This window comes from Pseudomonas sp. Irchel s3f7, assembly GCF_900187615.1.
Taxonomy (GTDB): domain Bacteria; phylum Pseudomonadota; class Gammaproteobacteria; order Pseudomonadales; family Pseudomonadaceae; genus Aquipseudomonas.
The window spans coordinates 1-13,533 of the sequence record NZ_FYDO01000050.1; the positions used below are offsets into that span (position 1 = coordinate 1).

Annotated in this window: 12 protein-coding genes, 4 tRNA genes and 1 pseudogene; 12 read left to right on the plus strand and 5 right to left on the minus strand. The window is 58.7% G+C overall.

The annotated features are described in order from the left end of the window. A pseudogene (locus tag CKW19_RS27700) lies at nt 1-136 on the plus strand (IS256 family transposase); the annotation flags it as partial. Between the two features lie 109 nt (nt 137-245). Beyond that, on the plus strand, nt 246-2,120 hold the full coding sequence (locus CKW19_RS27705) for an MFS transporter (RefSeq protein ID WP_095061679.1): 1,875 nt from the start codon (nt 246-248) through the stop codon (nt 2,118-2,120). Between the two features lie 96 nt (nt 2,121-2,216). On the opposite strand, the gene sugE is transcribed toward CKW19_RS27705, so the two are convergent. The 3 genes from sugE to rdgC all read right to left on the minus strand — a co-directional run bounded on the left by sugE (nt 2,217) and on the right by rdgC (nt 4,718). Continuing rightward, the gene (gene sugE, locus CKW19_RS27710; RefSeq protein WP_095061681.1) at nt 2,217-2,531 is read right to left on the minus strand and encodes a quaternary ammonium compound efflux SMR transporter SugE; all 315 of its coding nucleotides are present in this window, start codon (nt 2,529-2,531) and stop codon (nt 2,217-2,219) included. Nucleotides 2,532-2,650: 119 nt separating this feature from the next. Continuing rightward, complete coding sequence (locus CKW19_RS27715; protein WP_095061683.1) at nt 2,651-3,616, minus strand: bile acid:sodium symporter family protein; 966 nt, start codon at nt 3,614-3,616, stop codon at nt 2,651-2,653. A 181-nt stretch (nt 3,617-3,797) separates the two neighbouring features. Beyond that, complete coding sequence (gene rdgC, locus CKW19_RS27720) at nt 3,798-4,718, minus strand: recombination-associated protein RdgC (protein WP_007969735.1); 921 nt, start codon at nt 4,716-4,718, stop codon at nt 3,798-3,800. 160 nt (nt 4,719-4,878) lie between these two features. Between rdgC and CKW19_RS27725 the strand changes: the two genes are divergently transcribed. The 4 genes from CKW19_RS27725 to CKW19_RS27740 all read left to right on the plus strand — a co-directional run bounded on the left by CKW19_RS27725 (nt 4,879) and on the right by CKW19_RS27740 (nt 5,420). After that, nucleotides 4,879-4,954, plus strand: a tRNA-Val gene (locus tag CKW19_RS27725). 18 nt (nt 4,955-4,972) lie between these two features. Beyond that, nucleotides 4,973-5,049, plus strand: a tRNA-Asp gene (locus tag CKW19_RS27730). 199 nt (nt 5,050-5,248) lie between these two features. Then, a tRNA-Val gene (locus CKW19_RS27735) sits at nt 5,249-5,324 on the plus strand. A 19-nt stretch (nt 5,325-5,343) separates the two neighbouring features. Next, nucleotides 5,344-5,420: transfer RNA gene (locus CKW19_RS27740), tRNA-Asp, on the plus strand. 188 nt (nt 5,421-5,608) lie between these two features. Here the strand turns inward: CKW19_RS27740 and CKW19_RS27745 are convergent. Both CKW19_RS27745 and CKW19_RS27750 read right to left on the minus strand, forming a co-directional pair. Then, entirely contained in the window at nt 5,609-6,745 is a 1,137-nt protein-coding gene (locus CKW19_RS27745) for a catalase family protein (RefSeq protein ID WP_095061685.1), read from the minus strand. A 29-nt stretch (nt 6,746-6,774) separates the two neighbouring features. After that, nucleotides 6,775-8,577, minus strand: coding sequence for a di-heme-cytochrome C peroxidase (locus CKW19_RS27750; RefSeq protein WP_095061693.1), 1,803 nt, complete (start codon nt 8,575-8,577; stop codon nt 6,775-6,777). Nucleotides 8,578-8,845: 268 nt separating this feature from the next. Here CKW19_RS27750 and CKW19_RS27755 point away from each other — a divergent pair, with 268 nt between their 5' ends. The 6 genes from CKW19_RS27755 to CKW19_RS27780 form a co-directional block, all read left to right on the plus strand. Next, entirely contained in the window at nt 8,846-9,562 is a 717-nt protein-coding gene (locus tag CKW19_RS27755; RefSeq protein WP_095061687.1) for an FKBP-type peptidyl-prolyl cis-trans isomerase, read from the plus strand. Between the two features lie 294 nt (nt 9,563-9,856). After that, entirely contained in the window at nt 9,857-10,312 is a 456-nt protein-coding gene (locus tag CKW19_RS27760) for a YkvA family protein (protein ID WP_095061689.1), read from the plus strand. Between the two features lie 115 nt (nt 10,313-10,427). Next, the gene (locus tag CKW19_RS27765; protein WP_095061695.1) at nt 10,428-10,769 is read left to right on the plus strand and encodes a helix-turn-helix transcriptional regulator; all 342 of its coding nucleotides are present in this window, start codon (nt 10,428-10,430) and stop codon (nt 10,767-10,769) included. After that, entirely contained in the window at nt 10,766-11,137 is a 372-nt protein-coding gene (locus tag CKW19_RS27770; protein WP_007898892.1) for a hypothetical protein, read from the plus strand. Before CKW19_RS27765 ends, CKW19_RS27770 begins: the two co-directional genes overlap by 4 nt. Next, nucleotides 11,138-11,572 carry a sel1 repeat family protein gene (locus tag CKW19_RS27775; protein WP_095061691.1) on the plus strand — a complete coding sequence of 145 codons (435 nt, stop codon included), beginning with the start codon at nt 11,138-11,140 and terminating at the stop codon, nt 11,570-11,572. A gap of 181 nt (nt 11,573-11,753) precedes the next feature. Continuing rightward, nucleotides 11,754-13,533: DUF6531 domain-containing protein (locus CKW19_RS27780; RefSeq protein ID WP_256580390.1), on the plus strand; the 1,780-nt coding region annotated here is incomplete at its 3' end.

Consider the following 13,533-nt stretch of genomic DNA (forward strand, 5'->3'; position numbering starts at 1 on the left):
TGCGGCGACAAAACTGATCTGGCTTGGGCTGCGCAACATCACAGCAAACTGGGGCTCAGCGGCCCATGACTGGAAAAGTGCGATGAATCAATTCGCGATTCTGTACGGAGATCGATTTATCAGGCCAGCCTGGTAAAAGAATGGCCTGCCTAACGGCAGGCCGTTACCGGCCTGCACACAAAATATCTGACAGTCCCCCAATAAAAGAATCCAGGCCACTCTTACCCACATCAGGGACACATGGAATGAGTCACCCCTCACAGTTCACCTTGCTGCGCACCCGGCGCTTCCTGCCGTTCTTCATCACTCAGTCGCTGGGGGCATTCAACGACAACGTCTTCAAACAGTCGTTGATCCTGGCCATTCTGTACAAGCTGACCATCGAAGGGGATCGCTCGATCTGGGTCAATCTGTGTGCGCTGCTGTTTATCCTGCCGTTTTTTCTGTTCTCAGCCCTGGCCGGGCAGTTCGGGGAAAAGTTTGCCAAGGACGCATTGATCCGCCTGATCAAGCTCGGTGAGATCGCCATCATGGTGGTCGGTGCGGTCGGCTTCCTGTTCGATCACCTGTCGCTGATGCTGGTGGCGCTGTTCGCTATGGGTACCCACTCGGCACTGTTCGGGCCGGTGAAGTATTCGATCCTGCCCCAGGCCTTGCGGGAAGATGAGTTGGTGGGGGGCAACGGTCTGGTGGAAATGGGCACGTTCCTGGCCATTCTGGCCGGCACCATCGGCGCCGGGATCATGATGTCGTCGGGTCATTACGCGCCCATCGTTTCCACCGCGATCATCGGCATCGCCGTGCTCGGTTACCTCGCCAGCCGCAGCATTCCCCGGGCCGCAGCCGCTTCGCCGGAAATGCGCCTGAACTGGAATATTTTCAGTCAGTCCTGGGCCACGTTGAAACTGGGGCTGGGGCAAACCCCGGCCGTGTCACGGTCGATTGTCGGCAACTCGTGGTTCTGGTTTGTCGGGGCGATCTATCTGACGCAGATCCCGGCCTACGCCAAGGAGTGGATGCACGGCGACGAAACCGTGGTGACGTTGATCCTGACGGTGTTCTCGGTGGGCATTGCCCTGGGTTCGATGCTCTGCGAGAAGCTCTCCGGACGCAAAGTCGAAATCGGATTGGTGCCCTTCGGATCGTTTGGCCTGACCGTGTTTGGCTTACTGTTGTGGTGGCATTCCGGTGGGATTCCGGACAGCGCCACGGGGCATGGCTGGATCGAAATTCTCGGCTTCGGCCACACCTGGCTGGTGCTGTTCGACATCCTTGGGCTCGGCGTTTTCGGTGGTTTCTATATTGTGCCGCTGTATGCACTGATCCAGTCGCGCACCGCCGAGAAGGAGCGCGCGCGGGTGATTGCCGCCAACAACATTCTCAACGCGTTGTTCATGGTGGTTTCGGCCATTGTCTCGATCGTTTTACTGAGTGTCGTCGAGCTGTCGATTCCGCAACTGTTTCTGGTGGTGTCGTTGCTGAACATCGGCGTCAACGCCTACATCTTCAAGATCGTCCCCGAGTTCTCCATGCGTTTCATGATCTGGCTGCTCAGCCATTCCATGTACCGCGTGGAACATCGCAATCTCGATCTGATCCCCGATGAAGGCGCGGCATTGCTGGTGTGCAATCACGTGTCGTTCGTCGATGCCCTGTTGATCGGTGGCGCGGTGCGTCGGCCGATTCGCTTTGTGATGTACTACAAAATCTACAACCTGCCGGTGCTGAATTTCATCTTTCGCACGGCCGGGACGATTCCGATCGCGGGGCGTCACGAAGACATCCAGATCTACGAAAAAGCCTTCACCCGAATTGCCCGGTATCTGAAGGATGGCGAACTGGTGTGCATCTTCCCTGAGGGCAAACTGACGACTGATGGCGAGATCAGTGAGTTCAAGGGCGGCCTCACGCGGATTCTCGAGGAGACGCCGGTGCCGGTGATTCCATTGGCCTTGCAGGGGTTATGGGGGAGCTTCTTCAGCCGTGATCCGGGCAAGGGATGGTTTCGTCGTTTGTGGTCGCGGGTGACATTGGTGGCGGGGCCGGCGGTGGCGTTCGAGGTGGTAGAACCGGTGAAGTTGCAGGCATTGGTCGGTGAGTTGCGCGGGGCAGTCAGATAATAGGTGTCTGTGCGGACCTCATCGCTAGCAGGCTAGCTCCCACAGGGGAATGCATTCCAATGTGGGAGCTAGCCTGCTAGCAATAGCGTCAGTGGCCTAAGCGCTGACCTTGAGCCCAACCAGCCCCGCAATGATCAACGCCACACTGGCCAGCCGAAACAACGCCATCGACTCGCCAAACAGAATGATCCCGGCGATCACCGTGCCGACAGCACCGACACCGGTCCAGATCGCATAAGCCGTGCCCAGCGGCAATTCCTTCATGGCCAGGCCCAGTAAACCAAGGCTGATGGCCATGGCCGTAACGGTCAGCGCAGTGGGGACCGGGCGACTGAAACCGTCGGTGTATTTCAAGCCGACGGCCCAGCCCACTTCGAACAGACCGGCGAAAAACAGAATGATCCAGGACAAGAGAGACCTCCATCGATTGACGGGGTCGTCCCCAGATTAATGACTCGATTGAGCCGCGAGGTCGTCCTCGCGTTGCGCAATATAGTGCCCAGCATTAACCGGGGGATCAAGTTTGCAAATCAGTCAGTCGCCTGCCGGGTTGCGACTTCACGATCTTCTTTTTCGCTCATGCGGCGGAAATACGTCGAGAGCAGTGCCCCCGAAATATTGTGCCAGACGCTGAACAGCGCGCTCGGCACCGCCGCCAACGGCGAAAAATGCGCACTGGCCAAAGCAGCGCCCAATCCGGAGTTTTGCATGCCGACCTCCAGTGCCAGGGATTTGCGCTGAGCCAGCGGCAGCTTGAATACGCGACCGGTAAAGTAACCCAGCAGGTAGCCAAAGCTGTTGTGCAACATGACGACCGCCATGATCAACAGACCGGATTCGGCGATCTTCGCCTGGCTGGCGGCGACCACGGCCGTCACGATGATCACGATGCTGACCACGGACACCAACGGCAATACGTCCACTGCATGACGAACCTTGTCGCCGAGCACACGCTGGGCAACCACGCCCAACACGATTGGCAGCAGGACCACTTGCAGGATCGACCAGAACAGCTCCATGAACGAGACCGGCAACCAGGCCGAGGCCAGCAGCCAGATCAGCGCTGGTGTGAGCAACGGAGCGAGGAGGGTGGTGACCGCAGCGATGGCCACCGACAGCGCCAGATCCCCGCGCGCCAGCCAGGTCATCACGTTGGAAGACGTACCGCTCGGGCAGCACCCGACCAGAATCACGCCGACCGCGATTTCCGGTGGTAAATGAAAAGCCTGGCAGAGTAACCACGCCACACCGGGCATGATCACAAAATGCGCAACCACGCCCAGCGCCACACGCCACGGATGGCGCGCGACTTCGGCGAAGTCTTCGAGTTTGAGGGTCAGGCCCATGCCGAACATCACCAGCCCCAGCAAGGGCACGATGGCGCCTTTGAGGCCGAGGAACCATGCCGGTTGCAGGAAGGCCACGACGGCGAAAATCAGAACCCAGTAAGCGAAAGTGTTGCCGACAAAGCGACTTAAAGCAGCCAGTGCGCGCATGGCTTGTTCCTTATTAGAGTGAAAGCGTTAGGGAGCTAAGCATACGCGGCTTACAAAAAAAGATCGCAGCCTGCGGCAGCTCCTAGAGGAATCAGGTCAATCCGCATTATTTGCGGCCAACCGAATCAACGTAGGAGCTGCCGAAGGCTGCGATCTTTTACAGGCATCGCCAATCAGTGCATTAAATGCCCTGCGGCGTCTCTTCCCCACCCAACGCCTCAACCAGCGCCGGCAGGAAGTCGCCGAAGGTCAGCATCATCAGGGTGAAGCTGGCGTCCAGCTGGCCGAGGGCTTCATCGCCACCGTCCTGTTCCGCCTGATCCTGCAACAGGTCTTCGAACTTCAGGCGCTTGACCACCATTTTGTCGTCGAGCACGAACGACAGTTTGTCCTGCCAGGCCAGCGACAACTGAGTGACCACTTTGCCAGTGCTGAGGTGCAGCTGGATTTCTTCGCTGGTCAGGTCCTGACGCTTGCAGCGCACAATGCCGCCGTCTTCGTGGGTGTCGCGCAGTTCGCACTCGTCCAGCACAAAGAAGTCGTCCGCGGCTTTCTGGGTGGTGACCCATTCGGTCATGGTCGCGGTTGGAGACATTTTTACGGTCAGCGGACGTACCGGCAGGGTGCCGATCACTTCACGCAGGGTGGACAGCAGGTCTTCAGCGCGTTTCGGGCTGGCCGAGTTGACCAGGATCAGACCCTGTTTCGGTGCGATGGCAGCGAAGGTCGACGAGCGGCGGATAAAGGCACGAGGCAGGAAGGCCTGGATGATTTCATCCTTGATCTGATCGCGTTCCTTCTTATAGACCTTGCGCATTTGCTCGGCCTCGATCTCTTCGACCTTTTCCTTGACCGCGTCACGCACGACGCTGCCCGGCAGGATGCGTTCTTCTTTGCGAGCGGAAACCAGCAGGAAGTCGCCGCTGACATGCACCAGCGGAGCGTCTTCGCCTTTGCCGAACGGCGCGACGAAACCGTAGGTGGTCAACTCCTGGCTTGCACATGGACGCGCCAGTTTGGTGGCCAGTGCAGTTTCCAACGCCTCGGCATCAACAGGCAGATCTTGGGTCAGGCGATAGATAAGCAGGTTTTTGAACCACATGGGGTAAGTCTCTCCTTATATGCAAAGGGGGGCATTATTGTCTTCGCCGTGCCATAGGCCAACCCTTCTCTAAGCCTTTGGAAGGCCTGAGAAAATTATTTAAAAAAGTGCTTGCCAGAGGTTGGGTCGCTCCGTAGAATGCGCGCCACACCGAAGCGAAGGGTGATTAGCTCAGCTGGGAGAGCGTCTGCCTTACAAGCAGAATGTCGGCGGTTCGATCCCGTCATCACCCACCATTCGTTCAAGTGTTACGCGCAGCGGTAGTTCAGTCGGTTAGAATACCGGCCTGTCACGCCGGGGGTCGCGGGTTCGAGTCCCGTCCGCTGCGCCATATTCGGTAACCTGGAACGCTGAACGCCAGGTCACCACGGAAAAGCCCGCTAACGCGGGTTTTTTTCTGCTCCAAGTTTGTACGTTGTTCCTGCAGGTCGCGTTGTTTCACCGGTTTTTAGATTTATTTGAAAAAAACTTCAATTAAATCAACACTTTATAAAAACCTGTGGCATAATGTGCCCCGCAACGAAGGTAAAGGGTGATTAGCTCAGCTGGGAGAGCGTCTGCCTTACAAGCAGAATGTCGGCGGTTCGATCCCGTCATCACCCACCACTTACTTTCAACGCTACGCGCAGCGGTAGTTCAGTCGGTTAGAATACCGGCCTGTCACGCCGGGGGTCGCGGGTTCGAGTCCCGTCCGCTGCGCCATATTCGGTAACCTGGAACACTGAACGCCAGGTCACCACAAAAAGCCCGCTAAATGCGGGCTTTTTGCTGTCTGGCGTTTGGCTTTTTTGTAGGCGCGAGCTTGCTCGCGAAAAACTCAAGGCCGACGCTAGGCCTCTGGATTAAGCGTTTTCGCTCCACCCTTCGCGAGCAAGCTCGCTCCTACAGGATTACTGCCCGCCATTGCGCGCATGCCGGTAATCGCTGACCGCTTCGTAAACCGCTTTGCGCAGACGGTTGATTCCGCCAATGGGCCGGTGGGCCTCAATGCCAAACCAAGGGTTGAACGACTGGTTATCGCATTGCAGGTTCAGCGCCGGGGTGTCGAAATCCTGCGCGGGCACGTTGATGCGTGCGACGGTCTCGAACGGTACATCGCTTTCTTTCCACTCGATGCTCGTGTCCTCAATCGGCATGTACTTGTTCGCATCCTGGCGCTGGATCTGCAGAACGAAACAAGCCGGTACTCGATCGGTTGACAGCTGTTGATTCAGGGCGCTGCGCAGGAAGTTCGGCAGATTGCGGTTTTGCTCCGCAAGGCTGTAGACCGGGCAGTTTTCCGGGTCGGGCATGACCCGAAATTTGGCGTTGGCCTCACCGAACTTATAGGGCGAAACTGAAAAGTAGGTGGTCTGCGTCGGACTCGGTGGAGCAGGGGTCAGCGTCGCCAAGGCGATAAACAGATGCCGAACTTGCCAGCTGCGTGGATCCCAGCCGGGAAAGAACGCCATGATTTTCTTGCCATCTGCCTGAGCGGCGACGTTCTGACGATACTCGGCGACATCGCTGACAAAGAAATTCGGATGGCTGAACATCACGAAATCCTGTTCGCCCCGCCCCGGTTGATCGGTCAGCAATTGTTTCCCCGGCACATCGAGCAGTTTGATCGCCATCCCTCGGGCATCGCGAATGCTGTCGAACTGGGGATACGCGTTGCCGTTGGACAAGCGCATCGTCGCTTGCCAGGTTTTGCCCGGTTCGCTGAAGACACCTTGGCGCAGCTCGCTCGGCAGTTCCGCCAGAACCTGGACTTCAGCTTTCACGCAGCCGTGGGCTTTGGCGTGGGCGTCACGCAGATAGCGGGTGCTTTCTCGGTGTTGGTCAACGATGCGTACAGCTGTCTGGATGACGTCTTGGGTCATCGCCGCTTCACCGTCAGGAATCAACTCCTGCGCCGAAACCGGTCCGCGATGCTGCCAGACATACCAGGCACTGCTCAGGGCCCAGGCGAGCAGCCCGAGAGCAACCAGCCACAGCAGCAATTTGCCGAGAAAAGCGCCCAGACGCAGCCAAAGTGTTTTCAGCATGGGAAACTCCTTTTGACGATGGTCGGGGGTCATGGCAGTTGCGCTTCCAGCGGACCGCCCAACACTTTCAGATACTCCAGCAGTGCCCAGCGTTCTTCTGGCTGCAGCCAGCGACCGATCACGCCATTGCCGCGTTTGCCGGCGCGGAACTCATGACCGCTGTTGTGATTGCCGGTGATCCTTGTGTCGAACACGAAACCGTTGGTAAAGGCTTCTGTGCGATACCCCAGATGCCTCGGGTCGTACTCGAATGTGCCTTTGTAGAAAGAGGTCGAGCGTTCATCCTGGGGCGACAGCAATTGATAGAGGCTGGGTACCGAGCCGTTGTGCAGAAACGGTGGTGTCGCCCAGACGCCTGCCAATGGGCGGGCCTTGTAGGCGCGCAGTTCGCGCACACCGATCGGCAAGCCGAAACCGTCCATTGCAGGTCGCTCGGCGGGGGTGATGTTGGCCTCGCGGTAGGCCCGGTTCGATACAAATGCCGTGACGTAAGCCAGCCCTTTGGCGACGGACATTTTGCTCATGTCCAGTTGTTCGGTGGGTTTTGGCTCAACGTCCAGTTCCGCCAACTCTGCCTGATTCCATTGCAATGGCGTCAGGTCGAAGCGGTGGTCGGCAATGTTGTTGGCTGCCGTCGGGTCGGTACCGATGGCGTCCACGGGGAGCATTTTCAGGTGTTGCACCTGTCGTCCTTCGCCTTGGGTCGTGCGCGGAACGTGGCAGCCTGCACAGGTCTCGGCGAACAGCGCGCGACCCTTCGCCGCCAGCGGTTTGTCGACTGCCCCTAGCAGATTTTCCGGCCAGGCCGGTGGCGCGAGTCGTTGCAGGGTTTCTTCGATCAGGTGCAAATCGCGTACGCGAACGCTGGAGGGATAACGCGTTTCGCCCATCAGCGGCTGACCGTTCTTGTCGAAGAAATTCAGCGTGGCGCCGACACCTAATGCCTCGCCGATGTTGCGGGCCATGGGTTGTTGTGCCGAGCCGTTCCACTGCACCCAGTCAAACGTCCACATGCTCCACAGTTGCGGATAATCAACCGGGGCGTTGGCTACGCGGTAGTTGGCGGGGGAAATCGCATCACCGAAACTGGCGTTGGCAATACGCCCGAACGCGTCGGTGCGACCTGGGCCTTCTTCGGTCGGATAGAGCCCGCGATGGGTGTCGTTCCAGGCGACTTTCAAGAAGGTGTCGAGTGAGGATTTGAATGCTTTGCGCAGTTCCTTGTGCCGAGCGTCGTAGTCCTGACCCAGTACGTTGCGTGCGAAACGCTCGAATTTCCACGGGTTGTAATATGTCGAGGTCAGACTCGCTACAAGGGCTTGTCCGAAACTGCCTCCTCTGAGCGTAGGAACACTGGAAGGCAGGACATGTTGCGCCGAGCCCCCGTCGATGCGCACGGCTTGGCCCTGGAATCGCAATTCGCCGGTATGGCAGGCCGCACAGGTGATATCCAGAAACATATCCGTATTGTCTGGATTCTGGTGGCGGGAAAAGCCTACGGGGAGGTTGCCGGGGTTGTTCTGCGTCGGTTTTTGGTTGGGATCAACCAGAAAGCCGAAGCGGGCGAGGTATTCAGGCGAGGCAAATCGTTGTTGCGAAAAGGGCAGTTCGAGGGCAGTGAACCAGTCGTAATGCAACCCTTTGACTTGGGTGCCCTGAGGCGTGAAGTAGTAGGTTTCGCGGTCGGTGGCACTCCATTGCTCCAGGTAATGCACCTGCTGCACGGGCGACCAGGCCGGTAGTTTCGGGTTGGCGACGTAATAGAGCACCACTGCAAGAACGAGTCCGAGCAGGACTGCCAGCAGAGCCAACAGGCGGAAAAATAGGCGCAAGATGACCATCCTTGTCGAGTTATCTTTCGTTTATGCCTGAGTGTCCACGGAGCGGCAAGAGGCCATTACGCCAGATGCTGTAGGTTCAGAAATTGCCTACAGGGGAGAAAGATAAAAGAAGCTTCATCGCCAGATTCCTGAAAAGCGTTTAAACACCTGAACTTATCAGAGGTTTCCAGCTCTCATGCCGGTAGCCATTGGTCGTGGCGGCCTGATAAGCTCGCGGCTTTACTCGATTGCCCTTTAGGCGCATGAACAAGGAAATAGCATGAAACAGCATCGGTTGGCGGCGGCGGTAGCCCTGGTTAGCCTGGTACTCGCGGGTTGTGACTCGCAGACCAGCGTAGAGCTGAAAACTCCGGCGCAAAAAGCTTCCTATGGCATTGGCCTGAACATGGGCAAGAGCCTGGCTCAGGAAGGCATGGATGACCTGGATTCCAAAGCTGTCGCCCAGGGCATCGAAGATGCCGTCGGCAAGAAAGAGCAGAAGCTCAAAGATGATGAACTGGTTGAAGCGTTCGCCGCGCTGCAAAAGCGTGCTGAAGAGCGTATGGCCAAAATGAGCGAAGAGTCGGCAGCCGCCGGCAAGAAATTCCTCGAAGAAAATGGCAAGAAAACCGGCGTGACCACTACTGCATCGGGTCTGCAGTATGAAGTCGTCAAGAAAGCCGACGGCGCTCAGCCTAAGCCGACTGACGTAGTGACCGTTCACTACACCGGCAAGCTGACCAATGGCACCGTATTCGACAGCTCCGTCGAGCGCGGCAGCCCGATCGATCTGCCAGTCAGCGGTGTGATTCCGGGTTGGGTAGAAGGCCTGCAACTGATGCACGTTGGCGAGAAGTACAAACTGTACATTCCTGCTGACCTGGCATACGGCGCGCAAAGCCCAAGCCCGGCGATTCCAGCCAACTCGGTGCTGGTATTCGACCTGGAACTGCTGGCGATCAAGGATCCGGCAAAAGAAGACGCCGCTGCCAAGTAATCAGCGACTGCTTCAAGAACAACGCCTCGCTTATGCGGGGCGTTGTTGCATCTGGCGTTCGGTACGGGTAAACAAAAGCGAACAGATGCTCCAGGCGGCAGTCATAGCCAATGTAGACGGTGGGGGTAGCCGCGTCGGCCTGCCAAGTCAATGAAATTATGGGATTTTTTGGATGGGCAAAAAACGCCCGATCTGAGCCGAGCCCTTGTGAAACGGGGCTTCCAGCCCTGAAAATCAGCTCTGTTCACAAGGTTATCCACAATTTGTGTGGATAACATTTCAACGGGAGGAATGATGAAAACACCCTGGAGTTTCGCTCGTTTCCTGCCGCTGGCTGGGCGCTTGCTGGCACGCGGGCGTTTGCCGACTTTGTTGTTCGCTGTTGCCAGCAAAGGCGCTAGCGAAGGCAATCGCCTGGGTAAAATCAAGGACGACCTGCGCCTGTTGCAGGCACTCTGCCTGGCTTATTGGCGAGGTGAATATCGAGCCATAAGCCCAAAGGCACTGGTCTCGGTCGTCGCAGGCTTGATGTATTTCCTCAGCCCGGTGGATGCGATTCCGGATTTTCTTCCCCTCTTCGGCATGATCGATGACATCGCCGTGCTGGCCTGGCTGATGAAGGTTCTCGACGATGAACTCAACGCCTTCCGTGCCTGGCGCAAGCGTCAGATGCCCGAGAAGCTTGCGGTAGTCGAGCGTTTGCCTGACACCCCGGCACAACTGCACCTTCAAGGCCCGAAAAAAAACTGAATTCGATGCCGTCTCGCCCACAGATTGATGCCCCTCGCGACCTTGGCCGCTGTTAGGATTACACTTCTAGGGAAAAGTGCCGACTCGCTAAGTGTTGTTGTCCTACGGGGTAGTCATGGATATTCAGATAATTACACGCGAAGGCGAGCCCGAGTATGCGGTTCTGCCATGGGCTCAATATCAGGCGTTGTTGAAAGCGGCAGGCATCAAGGAGCAACCGTCGCCTGAAGCCGCGAAGCTTCAAGCAGCAGCACCCGATCAGGTTCTTCCGGGGCTGGATCAATTACGCAGTTTGCGCGAAGGGAAGGGCATCGCCATCGAGGCGCTGGCCCGCACGGTAGGCATCAGCCCGTCTTACCTAGCCATGATCGAAAGTGGCGAGCGCCTGCCCGACGCAGCGATTCGCCGCAGCCTGGCCTGGGAGTTGACGGTGCCTGGGTGGAGGGATGAATCGTGAGCGTACGCATCAGTCGTCAACATTGGGATGGATTGCTGGGCGAACTGGATCAGGCGCGTCGTCAGCGCCATCTTCTGACTTATCGGGCGTTGCTGGAACGTTTGCAGTTGCCGACCCCGGCCATGCAAACCCTGACGGCGGCCCTTGAGCATCTGGCTGCACTCGACGCCCGGGCCGAACAGCCGTTGCGCAGTTCGCTGGTGATCAGCCAGGGAGCAAGCCGTTTACCGCGTACCGGGTTCTTCGAGTGTGTTGAGCGCCTGGGGCGTTTTTCCGGCCCGTCCGACGGTGTTGCCGCGGCATCCTGGCATGCCTCGGAAGTGGTGCGGGTATTTGAATACGAATACCCGGAATCGGCAGAAGCCTGAGTGTTTCTGCAATTGAAGACGCGAGTCGGTTACTGGCTCGCTCGCCGGCTGTTTCACTGGTCGTGGTTTGTCCGTCAACCGCGCGGCTGGAGTTGGCTTGAAGGCCAGTTCGCACTTATGGCCAACCTGGGCGATGTCGGCGCTCAGAGCTTCTATGGGCACATCCTGACGTTTCGCGGCGTTGGCCTCGGTGCTCGTGAGGAGGGCGTGCGCTTGTTGCGCCTGGCGGCCTTGGCGGGCGATGGCAAGGCGGCGTATCAGATCGGCGTGATCAGCCTGGCGGGAACACCGAGCAGGGCGCCGGATCCTGCTGAAGCGGCACGGTTCTGGACCATCGCGGCGAAAGCCGGACATCCATTGGCGCCGATCAAACTGGAAGAATTGGCTTCCCGCAACGCTACAGGTTTCACGGACTCGTCTGACAAATCGACCTGATGTGAGAGCGGTCCCTACGCCACGTTTCTCCTTTAGCGAATCGCCCTACAGCAACATCATCCTTTCCTGACTTCTTTCCTCGCGGATCCTCCGCAAAGTCCCTCGCACTCATTTTTCTGTGCGAGGGAGTGTTCATGCTTGCCCCGGTTTTCCTTGAATTCTCCCGCTGTGCGGTGCGCTGATGGATCAGATCGCCCGCATCGAGCAAGAGCTCGACCATTTCCCACAGACCCTGAACCTGTACCGCGAACAACTCGGGCGCTTCCTGAACCGCACTACCGACAAGGTCAGCCACGCGCTGGACCTGCCCTCGCTGATGGGCATGGAACGGGTGATCAAGTTCGGTGATAGCAGCACGGTGGTCAGCAGCGGTGACGAAGATTTTTTCTCGACGGTGGCGCAGTGCCCGCAAAGTGGCCCGCTGCTGATCGAGAGCAAGTTCGAGTCGGTGTACGACATTCCGCTGGGGAACATTCAGGTCGAGGTGGTGGCGCAGGAGGGAGGCGAGCGGACCGTCATCACCCTGGATGAACAGGGGCGAGGGCAATTCAGCGGCACGCCGGGCAAGTTTTATAAGGTGCATGTCCAGCGTCAGGTCACCCCGGAGCAAGTCGGTGAGCTGTTCAAGTCTTACGCTGCACTGACCCAGTCGCTGGAAGGCTGGTTGCGCTATGAGTGGGCGGGTTTCAAGCCGCAATGGTCGCAGTCGGGTGTTGCCGCGGCCGGTAATGGGCTGCTGGCCGGAGGTTGGACGGCGATTATCGGGGTGTGGGACCGCCTCGGTGAGCTCTCGGAAATCCTCCAGGATCCGCACAAGTTCGCCGAGCGCCTGGGCAGTGGCGCGGGTCAGCTGGCCGATCTGGCGCAACAGTTTCCGGCGACGATGGCCAGGCTGCAACTGCTGGCCAGCGACGAAGCCGCGATGTGCCTGCTGCTGCGCGCCAGCAGTCTGTGGCTGGAAATGCTGCCGCCGAGCCTGATGGCCGGGCAAGCCGCCGAGACGCTGGCGGTCGTGGTGGTGGATCTGCTGATTGATTTGTTGATCGGCGTCGTCCTCACCTTCACCGCGGCCGGGGCGGGGATGGCCTATCTGGCGATGCGCCTGGCGCGCTACGGCGCCCGGTTGGTGAGCGCCGTTCAGGGTTTCGTCAAAGCGATCTTCGGCCTTATCCAGCAGTTCCTCGGCTATGTCGATCGCTACAAAACCGTCGCCGCCCGCGGTGTCGCGGCGGGCCTTAAAAAAGGCCGGATGCAACTGCGCTGGAATGCCAAACGCAACACCACGCTCAAGCCAAACGAACACCACGAGGATGCCCCGAAACAGGCCACCAACCCCAACGGCGACAGCGCCGACACCGTCGATAACACCGCCACCAACAAATGCCCGGTGTCGATGGTCACCGGCGAAGAACTGCTGACCCTCACCGACGGTACGCTCGACGGCATTTTGCCGTTCGACTTCACCCGCCTCTATCGCAGCAGCGCCGTCGAACTCGACAGCGGTCTGGGTTTTGGCTGGAGCCATTCCCTGGCCCAGCGCCTGGAAATCGACGGCGACCAGGTGATCTGGATCGACCCGGAAAACCGCCGCACGCCGTTTCCGCGACCGAGCGTCGAACGCCCGGTGATCCACAACAGCCTGTCGCGGGCGGCGATCTATCTAGGTGAAGTGGCGGACGAACTGATCCTCGCCCTGGCCGGCGACACGCCGCGTTTCTACCACTTCCGCGACGGCCGCCTGAGCGCAATCAGCGACGCCTACGGCAACCGGCTGAGCGTGTCCCGCGACCGTCTGGATCGTCTGCAACGCCTCGACAACGGCGCCGGTCGCGCCCTGTTACTGCGTTACGACCGGCGGCACCTGATCGCCGTCGACTATCAAGTGCGGCAACGCGCCACCACCGAAGAACACGCCTGGCGCACCGAACAGACCCTGGTCAGTTACCGCTACGACGCCTGCC

Excerpts from the sequence above, each read along its gene's own strand:
- CKW19_RS27715 (WP_095061683.1), bottom strand. The coding sequence starts at position 3,616 with ATGCGCGCACTGGCTGCTTTAAGTCGCTTTGTCGGCAACACTTTCGCT.
- CKW19_RS27755 (WP_095061687.1), top strand. The coding sequence starts at position 8,846 with ATGAAACAGCATCGGTTGGCGGCGGCGGTAGCCCTGGTTAGCCTGGTA.
- CKW19_RS27745 (WP_095061685.1), bottom strand. The coding sequence starts at position 6,745 with ATGCTGAAAACACTTTGGCTGCGTCTGGGCGCTTTTCTCGGCAAATTG.
- CKW19_RS27765 (WP_095061695.1), top strand. The coding sequence starts at position 10,428 with ATGGATATTCAGATAATTACACGCGAAGGCGAGCCCGAGTATGCGGTT.
- CKW19_RS27705 (WP_095061679.1), top strand. The coding sequence starts at position 246 with ATGAGTCACCCCTCACAGTTCACCTTGCTGCGCACCCGGCGCTTCCTG.
- rdgC (WP_007969735.1), bottom strand. The coding sequence starts at position 4,718 with ATGTGGTTCAAAAACCTGCTTATCTATCGCCTGACCCAAGATCTGCCT.
- CKW19_RS27760 (WP_095061689.1), top strand. The coding sequence starts at position 9,857 with ATGAAAACACCCTGGAGTTTCGCTCGTTTCCTGCCGCTGGCTGGGCGC.